Source organism: Bacillus sp. PS217 (assembly GCF_037963535.1).
Lineage (GTDB): Bacteria > Bacillota > Bacilli > Bacillales > Bacillaceae > Bacillus > Bacillus subtilis.
Map to the genome: position 1 here is coordinate 165,001 of NZ_CP150157.1, position 12,171 is coordinate 177,171.

At 38.5% G+C, this 12,171-nt stretch carries 18 protein-coding genes, 2 tRNA genes and 1 rRNA gene; 17 read left to right on the plus strand and 4 right to left on the minus strand.

Annotated features, from left to right (window positions below; genetic code table 11):
• Positions 1-40: 40 nt before the first annotated feature.
• The 3 genes from rrf to NSQ83_RS00960 all read left to right on the plus strand — a co-directional run bounded on the left by rrf (position 41) and on the right by NSQ83_RS00960 (position 351).
• Positions 41-156, plus strand: a 5S ribosomal RNA gene (gene rrf, locus NSQ83_RS00950).
• Positions 157-201: 45 nt separating this feature from the next.
• Positions 202-276 (plus strand) — tRNA-Asn (locus NSQ83_RS00955).
• Positions 277-278: 2 nt separating this feature from the next.
• Positions 279-351, plus strand: a tRNA-Thr gene (locus NSQ83_RS00960).
• Between the two features lie 106 nt (positions 352-457).
• Here the strand turns inward: NSQ83_RS00960 and NSQ83_RS00965 are convergent.
• The 4 genes from NSQ83_RS00965 to NSQ83_RS00980 all read right to left on the minus strand — a co-directional run bounded on the left by NSQ83_RS00965 (position 458) and on the right by NSQ83_RS00980 (position 3,408).
• A complete protein-coding gene (locus NSQ83_RS00965) occupies positions 458-1,642 on the minus strand; it encodes a tyrosine-type recombinase/integrase (RefSeq protein ID WP_095843391.1) in 1,185 nt (394 codons plus the stop codon).
• Positions 1,629-2,162 (minus strand): ImmA/IrrE family metallo-endopeptidase, encoded by a 534-nt coding sequence (locus NSQ83_RS00970; protein ID WP_095843392.1) that lies wholly within the window; start codon positions 2,160-2,162, stop codon positions 1,629-1,631. The genes NSQ83_RS00965 and NSQ83_RS00970 overlap by 14 nt, the downstream gene beginning before the upstream one ends.
• 80 nt (positions 2,163-2,242) lie before the next feature.
• Positions 2,243-2,848: a hypothetical protein gene (locus NSQ83_RS00975; protein WP_095843393.1), complete on the minus strand. Its 606-nt coding sequence runs from the start codon at positions 2,846-2,848 to the stop codon at positions 2,243-2,245.
• 233 nt (positions 2,849-3,081) lie between these two features.
• Entirely contained in the window at positions 3,082-3,408 is a 327-nt protein-coding gene (locus NSQ83_RS00980; protein ID WP_095843394.1) for a helix-turn-helix transcriptional regulator, read from the minus strand.
• Positions 3,409-3,568: 160 nt separating this feature from the next.
• Between NSQ83_RS00980 and NSQ83_RS00985 the strand changes: the two genes are divergently transcribed.
• The 14 genes from NSQ83_RS00985 to fbpA all read left to right on the plus strand — a co-directional run bounded on the left by NSQ83_RS00985 (position 3,569) and on the right by fbpA (position 12,135).
• Positions 3,569-3,802, plus strand: coding sequence for a helix-turn-helix transcriptional regulator (locus NSQ83_RS00985; RefSeq protein ID WP_014112366.1), 234 nt, complete (start codon positions 3,569-3,571; stop codon positions 3,800-3,802).
• 12 nt (positions 3,803-3,814) lie between these two features.
• Positions 3,815-4,006 carry a helix-turn-helix domain-containing protein gene (locus NSQ83_RS00990; protein ID WP_095843395.1) on the plus strand — a complete coding sequence of 64 codons (192 nt, stop codon included), beginning with the start codon at positions 3,815-3,817 and terminating at the stop codon, positions 4,004-4,006.
• Between the two features lie 64 nt (positions 4,007-4,070).
• On the plus strand, positions 4,071-4,604 hold the full coding sequence (locus NSQ83_RS00995; protein ID WP_014112367.1) for a helix-turn-helix transcriptional regulator: 534 nt from the start codon (positions 4,071-4,073) through the stop codon (positions 4,602-4,604).
• Complete coding sequence (locus NSQ83_RS01000) at positions 4,594-4,854, plus strand: hypothetical protein (RefSeq protein WP_019712778.1); 261 nt, start codon at positions 4,594-4,596, stop codon at positions 4,852-4,854. Before NSQ83_RS00995 ends, NSQ83_RS01000 begins: the two co-directional genes overlap by 11 nt.
• Entirely contained in the window at positions 4,855-5,019 is a 165-nt protein-coding gene (locus NSQ83_RS01005; protein WP_014112369.1) for a hypothetical protein, read from the plus strand.
• Positions 5,020-5,437: 418 nt separating this feature from the next.
• Complete coding sequence (locus NSQ83_RS01010; protein ID WP_095843396.1) at positions 5,438-5,623, plus strand: hypothetical protein; 186 nt, start codon at positions 5,438-5,440, stop codon at positions 5,621-5,623.
• Positions 5,620-7,593 carry an AAA family ATPase gene (locus tag NSQ83_RS01015; protein WP_095843397.1) on the plus strand — a complete coding sequence of 658 codons (1,974 nt, stop codon included), beginning with the start codon at positions 5,620-5,622 and terminating at the stop codon, positions 7,591-7,593. The genes NSQ83_RS01010 and NSQ83_RS01015 overlap by 4 nt, the downstream gene beginning before the upstream one ends.
• Positions 7,593-7,817 (plus strand): hypothetical protein, encoded by a 225-nt coding sequence (locus tag NSQ83_RS01020; protein WP_095843398.1) that lies wholly within the window; start codon positions 7,593-7,595, stop codon positions 7,815-7,817. The genes NSQ83_RS01015 and NSQ83_RS01020 overlap by 1 nt, the downstream gene beginning before the upstream one ends.
• The gene (locus NSQ83_RS01025) at positions 7,810-8,691 is read left to right on the plus strand and encodes a RecT family recombinase (protein WP_095843399.1); all 882 of its coding nucleotides are present in this window, start codon (positions 7,810-7,812) and stop codon (positions 8,689-8,691) included. Before NSQ83_RS01020 ends, NSQ83_RS01025 begins: the two co-directional genes overlap by 8 nt.
• Complete coding sequence (locus tag NSQ83_RS01030; RefSeq protein ID WP_095843400.1) at positions 8,688-9,389, plus strand: MBL fold metallo-hydrolase; 702 nt, start codon at positions 8,688-8,690, stop codon at positions 9,387-9,389. The genes NSQ83_RS01025 and NSQ83_RS01030 overlap by 4 nt, the downstream gene beginning before the upstream one ends.
• A 204-nt stretch (positions 9,390-9,593) precedes the next feature.
• Positions 9,594-10,349 (plus strand): hypothetical protein, encoded by a 756-nt coding sequence (locus tag NSQ83_RS01035; protein WP_095843401.1) that lies wholly within the window; start codon positions 9,594-9,596, stop codon positions 10,347-10,349.
• A 17-nt stretch (positions 10,350-10,366) separates the two neighbouring features.
• Positions 10,367-10,648 carry a replicative helicase loader/inhibitor gene (locus tag NSQ83_RS01040; RefSeq protein WP_095843402.1) on the plus strand — a complete coding sequence of 94 codons (282 nt, stop codon included), beginning with the start codon at positions 10,367-10,369 and terminating at the stop codon, positions 10,646-10,648.
• A complete protein-coding gene (dnaB, locus tag NSQ83_RS01045; protein WP_095843403.1) occupies positions 10,623-11,921 on the plus strand; it encodes a replicative DNA helicase in 1,299 nt (432 codons plus the stop codon). Before NSQ83_RS01040 ends, dnaB begins: the two co-directional genes overlap by 26 nt.
• Before the next feature lie 19 nt (positions 11,922-11,940).
• On the plus strand, positions 11,941-12,135 hold the full coding sequence (gene fbpA / locus NSQ83_RS01050; RefSeq protein WP_095843404.1) for a Fur-regulated basic protein FbpA: 195 nt from the start codon (positions 11,941-11,943) through the stop codon (positions 12,133-12,135).
• Positions 12,136-12,171: the final 36 nt, after the last annotated feature.

The following is a 12,171-nucleotide window of genomic DNA, read 5'->3' on the forward strand; positions in this document are numbered from 1 at the left end:
CACACCTGTTATCTAGTTTTGAGAGAACACTCTCAATTTGTTTGGTGGCGATAGCGAAGAGGTCACACCCGTTCCCATACCGAACACGGAAGTTAAGCTCTTCAGCGCCGATGGTAGTCGGGGGTTTCCCCCTGTGAGAGTAGGACGCCGCCAAGCAGATTTATTAATTCTACCATGTTTGTTTATGAAGCTTTATATTATTCCGCAGTAGCTCAGTGGTAGAGCTATCGGCTGTTAACCGATCGGTCGTAGGTTCGAATCCTACCTGCGGAGCCATTGCTTCCATAGCTCAGCAGGTAGAGCACTTCCATGGTAAGGAAGAGGTCAGCGGTTCGAGCCCGCTTGGAAGCTTATCTAAAATACGTTGATCTTATGCAGTTTCCGCGAAATAAGGAACTGTTATTTTTTTTGTCTAAAATATGTGGGTGTCATACGGGTGGCAAATTAGAGAATTTCTCTAAAATGTCCCCGTTTTTAATATGTTATTGATTGCATCAGCAACTAAAATATCTGATTCACGGTTAGCGTGAGTGTAAATATTCAATGTGGTTTGGACGTTAGCATGACCAAGCCTCTGAGAAATAGCTTTAATGTTTAATCCAGGTACTTTCCCAATTTGGTTTATTAACATTGTTGCGTGTGAGTGTCTCATATCGTGAAGACGTCCTGGCTTAATATTGTGCCTCTTAGTGAATCTCTGCCACCATGTATTAGGTGAGGTTGGATACTGGGGTTGCCCCATATCCCCACCAAATAACAAAAGCTTATCTGTTCCTCTCCACAGTTCTCCCAAGAGTAATTTATTCTTCTTGATCTCTCTTAGCAAAATAGCTGCTTCTTGCATTATATCGGGTGGCATCGTAACTTTACGGAAAGAGTTACTTTTAGGATCTTTAAACCGATAACCTTTCTTCTTTGTATATTGTAAAGACTCATCAATTCTGACTTCATTAGTATCAAAAAATAAATCTGTTTCATCGATTGCTAATAGTTCTCCTCTACGAAATCCACCTGTAAAAGCAAATTTAATCATAACTCTGTTCCTCAATGGAGCGTGTTCATCTAATAGCTTAAAGATTTCCTTTATTTCTTCTTCAGTATAAATTTCATATTCATTGTATTTTTGTTTTGGCCGCTTTACATTTTCTGCAGGGTTTTCTTTTATAATTTTCCACTCAGCTGCTCTTCCTAAGATATCTCTAATGATTCGATATCTTGCATGAATGCTTGACGTTGAGACATCATTTTCTCGTTGATATTCTTCTAAGAAATTTAATATGTGAATCGGCTGAATCTCGTCTAAGTACATGTCTCCAAAATAGGGTTGTATTTCTTTCCCCATAATATATTCATAAGTTTCACGAGTTTTATCATCGAGATGATCCAGGGCGTATTTTTTCTCCCAGTCCTCTATGAACATATTGAATGTTCGTTTGTGTGGTGTGATATAAGCGCCGGCTTCAACTTCTGTTTTGAATTTATACCATTCACTCTCCAAGTAATTGCGCAGCTTTTTAGTGGTTTTTAATAAAGTCGGATCCTCTATTCTAATTGTTTTGACCTTTCTTTTACGCTTGCTCTTTGTACCGATATCAACAACTAATCGAAATGACTTTTCGCCTCTTTTTTCAATTGTTGGCATATAAAATTTTCTCCCTTTCTTTATTCTTTTGAATAATAAATGATTGGTACTTAAAGCTGAATAACTTACGGAAGTACATATCCAATCTTTTTTCCGCAAAAGGATGAGTAACCTGAAAAAGATCAGATATAAGACTTATAGATTCCCGCTTGGTTGCCGGTAATTTAATGTTTTTCAGCATAAAGCTAGGTACAGCAAAGTGATACATAAATGCATTTGCTTGATTCTCCTGTAATTCTCTAAAAAGTGGGGGTAATTTGTATTGAACACCCACATGATTTATGTGATGGCACAGTTCATGGGAAAAGTCTTCCCATTGCTTTTGTTTAGATATTCGCGAATCAAGAATAATGCAAGCCATTCCCAGCAGTTTTACTGCTACAGATGAACGGTTTTTGTAATGGACTATTATTTTTAACCTATCTGCAATTAGTTCCAAGTCCCATGAACCAGGCTCTATAATACCGATGCCGGTGTAAATTGTCTGTATTCTTTCCTCAAGAAGTGATAAATGATACAAGGTAAAGCCTCCTACTAACGAAATGCAAACTTATGTTCGGTTTTGTTTTCTAAATAAAAGCCCCAAAATAGGGCTTCTTTTTAATGCTCTAAGTTAATTTTTAAATCAAGATCGTCACCTAAAGCATTTGCGTCCTCATCAACTGGAAGCGCGATTTTCAGCCGAATTGAATCTAAACCTTTTATATCCTCTTCGTTTTCAAAAGTATAAAAGACAGATCCATTATCATTTACTTTCCCCACATACTCTCCAAGAAATTTGTCACTTTCGTCAGGAGATGGCTCATTGACTTGTACCCCAGTGCTTGTTGCTAATTTTGCATCGTCTAGGCCGAAATAAACTACTTTATCTGATGTGTTTTCTGCTTCAAGTTGAACCTCAATAAAAGGTGTTTGTTCGTTCGCCACAGCAGCAATTACTTTTTTTACCGTTACTTGCATCGGGCCAGTTTTCCCAGTGGTTTCTTTATTGCTGATGGCCATTACTTTGGCCGTACCGCCATCAATTTCATATATATCCCCAACTTTTTCAGGACCGTTAACAGAGATGTCTTGGCTTTCTGATGCGTTGGTATCAGTTACACTATTTGTACCTTCTGAAGATGTAGAAGACTCTTCACTATTTTTGCAGGCTGCGAGCAATATCAGTGAAGTGATTAATAGTAAAGTCCCCAATTTTTTAAACAATTTTAGTTCCCCTTTTTACTCCAGTTATGTTTTCTTTATCTTTCAATTAACTCAATGAATGTTAAACAGTTTGTTTTACAGTGTGTACCTTTCATAAACCCTTGATATATCTATGTTTTTAGGGAGTACAAAAAGTTTTATTTAACACTTAGGCTTCTTTTTATTAAACAAATGTTTAACAAATGTTTTACCAGAAGAAGAATTAAAGAATTAAGAATAAAGAATAGCTGCTACTATTCATCGAACCCTTTTTTCAAAAGATAATCCAAAAGTTCTTTTGCTTGTTCTTTAGTGATTTTTCCATCACGACCAGCAATTAGGGTTTCTGGATCATTTAAAAGTTCATCTATTTGAGAGTCGTTTGAATTTCCCTTTAACAGATAGTCTGTTGTGACATCCAAGACCTCAGCTAACTTGATTATTTCTGAATCAGTAATAGGTCGAGTGCCTTTTTCTATACGGTTCATAACAGCATAATTTAGGTCTACACGGCGGGCTAGTTCCCTTTGGGACCAACCTTTTCTTTCTCTTAATAAAACTATCCGTTCGCCTATATTCATTGTTTTCACCACTTTCTAAGTAAGACAAATGATAACATGTTTCCGTTATGGAAATAAAAAAAGTTTCTAAATCGTAAACAAAACTTGTTGACATTTCCGTTTTAGAACTGTATTATGTGGTTACAAAGTTTCTGAAACAGAAATGAAAGGAGTGAAAGATATGCAGAAACTCGATTTAGTTTTTATCAAGAATAGACGAATCGAATTAAAAATTTCTCAGCGAGATCTAGCAATAAAGCTAGGATTAAAAACTGGTTCAAGTTATTTAAAGTATGAGCAGGGTGTTTATGCTTTTAAAGCAGATCAATTGCCGACCTTAGCGCAACATTTAAAATGCAAAATCACAGATTTTTTTGCCGAAAACGTTTCTGATTTAGAAACAAACAGTGCTTAGGAGGATTTCATTATGAGCAACAAACCATTAAGCCCTCAGGAAGCTGCTAGTTTACTGAGGGTTCATAAAGAAACCATTTATTCCTTGGTTAGAAATAAGGAAATTCCGCATTTCAGAATTGGAAAGAAAATATTTTTCCGACCAGAAACCCTAAATGCTTGGATAAGACAATTAGAACAGAACAGTGTTGATGATTCTGCTTAATATCTTTTAACTAAAGTTTACCAATATACGGTTAAAAATTTGGTAGAAAAAGGAGATGTTTAAAGTGAAATTTGGTAGAGCACCGAAAGCACTAAAAAGCGCTCGTAAAGAGGCGGAACTTACACAACAGCAGTTATCTATGGACGATGAATTATTTCTTTCTCGTGAATCTGTATCTCATCAGGAATGCGGCCGCCACAAAGTTCAGCCGGAGGTGGCCCAGTATTTTGCTGAGAAACATAATGATCCGCGTCCTGCTCTTGAAGCTGCTTCTGATTATACAGGGTGGGGACCTTTAATTCTGGACGGGGAAACAGCCGATTTGCACAGGGTGAATCTTCTTGTTCAATCCAAGATACAAATGACAGAAGCCTTGGACGCCTTACAAAATTCAGTTGAACATATCTCAGTCAATCCCAAAACATTGTCAGATACAAAAATGATTGAGAAATCGATTCAAGAATGTTTAGACGTCATAACAGCTTTAACTCAACTAATCGTTGTTCTCTGTAAGGAATATTCGATTTCGTGGGTGAAGATGTGGGGCAAGCATAAAATGAAGCTTTTAACGAGGGGGTTAATCAAAGGTGCTTCTTGAGGACATGGTTTTAAAAATACACTCTGATTCAGCAAGGCGGGAACAAATTTTTATTGAGGAATACTCAAAGCGTTTAATCAAAGCTGTTGCCAACGGAGATATGAAAAAGGCAAATGAAACGGTTAATGAACTTCGCAAATCTGTAAAACAACTAGATCACTACATAAAATCCAAGCAAGACTTCGATCGCATTGTTGAAGTGATTCCGTCAAAAGATTTTTTTGAAAAAAAGTTAGAGGGGATGATTTGAATGAAATTTGTATTATCTGCAAGCCGTTTAATGAAAGCTTCTGAGGTTGTGAATCATTGTCGGGAAGTAAAGAGGAATCCAGCACAGATTCTTCTGGTGAATGCCGAGGCGAAGAAGGCTATTGAAAATATAAAAAAGCAGCAAGCTCCTACACTCACTGCTTAAGGAAAATATAAAACGTTATGAAAGTATTATATCGCTCTTTATTGAGCACGGCAAGCTTGTTCTTGTCGTCAGGCCAGGGGGAGATCTTTTTTATCCATCCTAAACCCCCTTTATTTTACCACCATCCTCTCTCTGGTCTGACGATGCGTACAAGCATCAGAAAGGAGGATTTTCGGTGTTTTACCTGGTTATTCTGCCAAGGAAGTGCCCTAATTGCGGAAAGGTCGAAGAACGATCTTACAAAATTTATTGCAGCAAATGTGAACACAAAATTCCTGATAGTGTTCAGGAATTACTTCAAAAAGCTAAATAAAAAAGCTCGCTTTGCAGAGCGAGCCGTAGAAGGTGTTACAAACTTTGGTATTGATAGTTTACTGTATCACCTTCCAAAAATCAAATCTTTGGAGGTCTTTGACAAATGAATGAAGCTTTTTACACTGAGCCGTTTAGCGATCAACGCCGCGATCAGATTAATCTTGCCACTGTAGGTGGATCAATTTCCTTTGATATTAAGGGGAATGCATGTTTTCACTTCCCAACAGCTGAGGCACGAAATGAATATCTTTCTCTCAAGACTAAAGAGAAAGGAAGTGAAGAGAAATGAAGAAGGAAATTAAACTGCTCAAATTAGAACTTCGCAATTTTAAGGGAGTTAGACAGTTTACTCTTGATACTCGAGGCGAGAACGTCAAGGTCTACGGTGATAATGCAACAGGAAAAACAACTTTGTTTGATGCTTTTATTTGGCTCTTATTTGATAAGGACAGCCAAAACAAAAAGGATTTTCAGATTAAAACCCTCACAAAAGAAAACAAGCCTATTAGCGGACTAAATCATGAAGTCAGCGGATTGTTTTTGATCGATGGAGCTGAATTGTCTCTGAAAAAGGTGTACTCCGAGAAGTGGACAAGAAAGCGGAGTAGTGCCGAAGCCGTATTCTCTGGACATACCACTGACTATTTTATTAACGAAGTGCCATCAAAGAAAAAAGAGTTTAATGATCGAGTCAGCTCAATTATTGCAGAAGACAAATTTAAACTCATTACTTCTCCATCATTCTTCAATGAGCAATTGAAATGGCAAGACAGACGGAAGATTCTACTTGAGATTAGCGGCGATGTAACAGCCGAGGAAGTATTCAGTAAAAACCCTTCTTTGGCTGCCTTGGAAAGCGTCTTAAATAAACGTTCGCTTGAAGAGCATAGAAAGGTGATCGCGGGAAAACAGCGCGAGATCAATAAACAGCTCGATGCAATACCGGTAAGAATCGATGAAGTCCAGCGCACAGTCGAAGATACATCTGGTCTAGATGAACAAGAATTACATGACGAGATAAATTTTCTTCAAAAAGAAGTTGAGTCATTGGAGGAGAAACTTCGTTCAGCTCGTAATGGTGAAGCTATTTCTGAGAAGAGGAAAGTGATTCTCCAGCTGCAGAATGATCTTCAGGAAATCAAAAATAGTCATCAGGAAAAAGAATACAAAAAGATCAATGAGATTAAAGAGCAGCTATACCCTGTGAAAAGCAAGATTGATGAAATTTCAATGGAGATTAAATCGAATCAGCGGCAGTTATCACTTGAAAAAGACAATTTAGATCGATTAAATACGGAAATCGAGTCGCTGCGCCAGAGTTGGTGCGACAAGAATGAGGAGACGTTTGATCAACATCAAACTGAATGCCCTACATGCGGCCAAGAATTACCGAAAGAAAAAATTGATCAAGCCATTGAAAAATTCAATTTTCATAAAAGCCAAGCTTTAGCTGAAATCAATGAAAAAGGCAAGTCGGTTAAGATTCAAAAAGAAAAGTCTGAGGATGCTATTCAGGAATTAGAAGCTGCAATATCTAATTTGCAGGATGCCTATAAGAGTGAAGAAGAGACTTTACTATCACTTGAAAAAGAATTAGAGGGCGCACAAAGCAATAGAACAGATATTTCAGCGGATCCAATTTATCAAAATAAACAAGCTGAAATTGAGGCCGTCCAGAATGAAATTCAGCATTTAGAATCTTCCGTAGATCAAGCCGTTCAATTGATTAAGGATGATATCAACAGTAGAAAACAAGAGATTTTGCTGCTTCAAAAAGATCAAGCAAAAATTGATCACGCAAGGCATGTTAATGATCGGGTAAGGCAGCTTGAGCAGGAACAAAAAGAGTTAGCGGAACAATATGAACAGCTACATCATCAACTCTTTTTGACTGAAGAATTTGTTCGCACTAAGGTGCATCTCCTCGAAGAGAAGATAAACAGTAAGTTTAAATATGCTCGTTTCAAGCTCTTCAAGGACCAGATCAACGGGGGACTGGAAGAGACATGTGAAACCCTTTATGAAGGTGTGCCGTATTCGTCCGGCTTAAACAATGCTGCACGTATTAACGTTGGCTTAGATATCATTAATACCCTTAATGATTACTACGGAATCACTGCTCCCATTTTCGTTGATAACTCTGAAGCGGTGACGAAATTGATCAACACAAATTCACAGATCCTCAGTCTGATTGTTTCCGAGAAAGATAAACAGCTTCGTGTTGAGTTTCAAGACGAACTCGTTCAGGAGGCAATCTAATGGGAGCCTATGACATTATCGAACATGTTGAGACCAAAACTACTAAATCGTTAATTGTTGCTGACAGCGCACAGGATGCTTACAGATGTCTTGAACGTGGCTATTATGACGAGTTTGACAGTGAAATCAAAGTTGAAACTCATGTAAGTGTCAAAGAAGCATGTACTCCAAGGGAGAAGCAACTATTATTGACTGCGCCACAAGAGGGGGATTCAAATGAATAGCCAGAATCAATTGGCAATTATTCAAAAAGATATAACTGATGATGTGAACAAAAGTTTAACCAGATTGCAGGACGATGGTTTAGTCCTGCCTTCTAACTACAACGCAAGTAATGCTTTAAAAAGTGCTTTTTTTAAACTGCAAGAAGTAAGAGATAAAAACGGAAAGCCAGCATTGGAAGTGTGTTCTAGGGAATCAATAGCTAACTCTTTGTTAGATATGGTTGTTCAAGGTTTAAGTCCAGCAAAGACACAGTGCTACTTCATAGTTTATGGAAATCAACTACAACTTAACCGTTCTTATTTTGGAACACAAGCTGTGCTTAAACGGCTGACCAATGTCAAGGATATTTGGTCAAACGTAATTTTTGATGGTGATGTATTCGATTACGAGATTGTGGGCGGGCGCGAAAAGCTACTTAAGCATGAAACCAAATTCCAGAACAGAGACAACGAAATTTTAGGGGCTTATGCAGTTATAAAAACAATAGAAGATGAAGAAATATTAACTGTTATGACGCGTAAAGAAATTGAAACTTCATGGACTCAAGCGAAAACAAAGAGCGTTCAAAACAAGTTTCCTCAGGAAATGGCCAAAAGAACTGTTATCAATCGTGCCGCAAAATCTTTTATAAACACAAGTGATGACAGCGATTTACTTGTACAGGCGATTAATAATTCAACAGAAAATGAATATGACAACGAACGTGTAGATGTAACTCCAGCCGAAGTACAGAAGCAAATTGAGGAAAACGCGAATTCAGAGGTTATCGATATCGAACCAATTCCGGATCCACAAACAGAACAGCCGGAGCCCCAACCAACAAAAAAAGATGAGAAGCCCTCAGTCTTTGAATCGGACGGACCAGATTTTTGATTGAAATTACAGCCCTGTCATCGAGCAGTAAGGGAAATTGCTATCGGGTCACCGATGGTAAGACCCCACTTCTTTTGGAATGCGGCATCAACTTTAAACAAATGCAGAAGGGGTTTCAGTATAAAATTTCTCAATTCGCTGGCTGCCTCGTTTCTCATGAGCATGGGGATCACTGCAAAGCAATTAAGGATGTTCTGCAAGCCGGCATTGATTGTTACATGTCTCCTGGGACGGCCGGAGCAATTGGCATTTCTCATCACAGAATAAAGCCTGTGCGTGCTAAACAGCTATTTAAAGTTGGTTCTTGGTCTATTATGCCCTTTGACGTGCAGCACGATGTGGCGGAGCCATATGGCTTCCTGTTGGCTAATGAGGACGGTGACAAGCTTCTGTTTGCCACTGATACCTATTACATCAAATACAAGTTTCCAGGACTCACTCACATTATGGTGGAATGCAATTACTCGAATGAAATACTGAATGAAAACATCAAAAGCGGCCGTACACCGCCATTTATGAAAAGACGACTCTTACAGTCACACTTCAGTTTAGAAAACGTAAAAGAGTTTTTGAAGGCAAATGACTTGAGCAGGGTTCAGGAAATTTGGCTGCTGCATCTTTCTGAATCAAACAGCGACGAGGAGCTTTTTAAAGAAGACATCATGAAATTGACTGGAAAGGTTGTTTATATACCATGACTGACAATGACTTAATTGCGGTACCTTACCCTTATTGTTATGTGTCATTGGCCAAGACAGTGGCCCCAGATATGCGTAAGGATACTCTATTAATGTACGTTTCAACCTATTTTCGTAAATATGAACCCAATCTTACTCTTGTGACAATCAAAGGGTTAAAAGCTATCTGCAGAAAGAAATAGCGATGGAAAGGAGGCGAGGCCCTTGGCTGGATGGGTGAGACTATATAAGTCAATGGTCGATCATGAGATTTTTACAGATAATGTCGGCTTTAGGTTGTTCACTTTTTTAATTACCAAAGCTGCGTTTCAGGACGGTATGAAGATTAATGATTATGAGTTGAAAAAAGGTCAGTATATCCGCTCATATTCAAAACTATGTGATGACTTAGCGATTAAAAAGGGCAGAGGTTTAACAAAATTCACAAGAGCCGCAGTAAAGGCTGCAGCTGAAAGGCTTCAGGCAAAAGGAATGATTACTGCAGAGGAAACTGAATACGGAATGCTTTGGACCGTTTTAAATTATTCGAAATTCCAAGGTGCTGCTGAAGAACCTGCATATGAAAGTAAGGCTAAAGACAAGTCAAGAGCACCTCAGCCGAAGAACGAGGGTTCGACTTCTTTCCAAAAAATCGAAGATAAATTCGCTTCGAGAAAAGGCTCTCTATTTCTATCAGCTGTAGATACAGCGGCAATCAAAAGAGTCATAGAGGCAGAGATACCTATCGACGATGTTTTGACTTGGATAGATGAAATTTTTGATCAATATAAACCTAAATATCCAGGGGACAAGATAAATTCTTTTACTTACTGTGAACCAATTATTCGCGATAGATGGGCTGCTAAACAAAGCGAAAAACAGCCTTCTAATGTTTCTGAATTTAAGCCGCGCGGATCGGTACAACAAAACAGCTTTGCTGCTCTTGAAGCATATGCCAAAGAGAATGGCATCGGCATTTAAGGTAGGTGATGATTATTTTGAAAACAACGGAAGCAATGACACTATTAAAACGGCTTGCGGCAGCATACACACGTTTTGATTTAAGCGGAGATGTTGGAAAAGAACGTATTGAACTGTGGATGGATCATCTTCTGAAAATGCCGTTTGAGGCGGTAAAGGCGAAGATTGATGATCATATTGCAAATAAACCATTCCCTCCCTCAATTGCAGAGGTGAACGTTCAGCATCGTGAAGAAAACAGTTTTTTAGAGCAACAGAAAGAGTGGGAACAAAATGCAAAATACGGTCCTAAACACTGAAGCGGAACAAGCGGTCCTCGGTTGTATTTTAGTTGAAGGCGATCTGATAAAAGAGACATCCCTTCAGCCTGAACAATTCGGAGTGAAAAAACATAGTGTTATTTTTTCAGCAATGAAAGAAGCAGATCAAGACGGTATCCCTGTTGATATAGTTTCTGTTACAACTCAACTTGGAAACGCTATTGAAGAAGTTGGGGGAACTGGTTATTTGATTGAGTTAGCTGGTGCAATTGCAAGCACAGCTAGTTTTCTGCACTATCAAACGATGATCCTTGAAGCTTATAGGTTGAGAGAAATGCAGAAAGAATGTGCTTCGTTTGTAAACGAGCCTACAGATGAGGGCATGGAGCGGTTATATAAGCGTTCTTCTGAGCTTCAAGACTTTGGCATTGAAAAAGTTAGAACCAAGCAAGACGTGCTTTTAGAAATATATAACGACATGCACGAGGAAAAAGGAGACATTACCGGAATCCCAACTGGATTGCACGATCTGAATGCAATGACTGGAGGCTGGCAAGATGGTGATCTCATAGTGTTAGCAGCGCGTCCTTCAATGGGAAAGACGGCCTTTGCTCTAAGTCTTGGAAAAGCGAATTGTGAGGCTGGAGGAGTTACAGATATATTCTCTCTTGAAATGCCTGATAAACAATTGACACGCCGTTTGTTGAGTAATATCGGTTCAGTTAACGGGGCCAAGTGGAAGAACCCTAGAAAATTCTTTAGTGCTAAAGATTATGAGAATGTAACTACTGCCATTGGTGTATATGAAAAATGGGATATTAATATTCACGATCAACCTTCTCAAACTTTAGCTTATATAAGGTCTAAAATGCGACAAACAAAAAAAGAAAACCCAGATAAAAAGCATTTGGTGATTATTGATTATTTACAACTTGTTAGGACTGTCGGGAGATTTGAAAGAAAGGATTTAGAAGTAGGGGCCATTACCCGAGAACTGAAAGAAATGGCCTTAAGTTTTAAACTCCCAATAATTCTTTTGTCTCAATTATCTCGTGCTGTTGAACAGCGACAAGATAAACGCCCCATGATGTCTGATTTAAGAGAGTCGGGCAGCATAGAACAGGATGCTGACATTATTTCTTTCTTATATCGCGATGAATATTACAACAAACAAAGTGAATTGAGAAATATAGTTGAAATCGATATCGCTAAACAAAGGAACGGCCCTACGGGAACAATTCAGGCAACCTTCGTAAAGGAATTTGGACGATTTATAAATCTTAATCAACAAATGGAAGCGAAGCTTGCATAAAAAGAGAGGAGTACATGAAATGCCTTCAGATGTAATACAGACTACCTCAGAAGAGCGGCGTGAATTTTTAACGAATGAACTTATAAAGTATGGCCAATATGAATCGGAGGACGGACGGGAGCTGGACGAACTATCTTTACTGGATCTGGAGCGGCTACATATTAACGTTAAATGCAAGTTTGGCCGTGAAATGTCCTTCGAGGAGGGAGATTGATGATCGGCGTTCTCCACTCCTTATCATTCATTATCA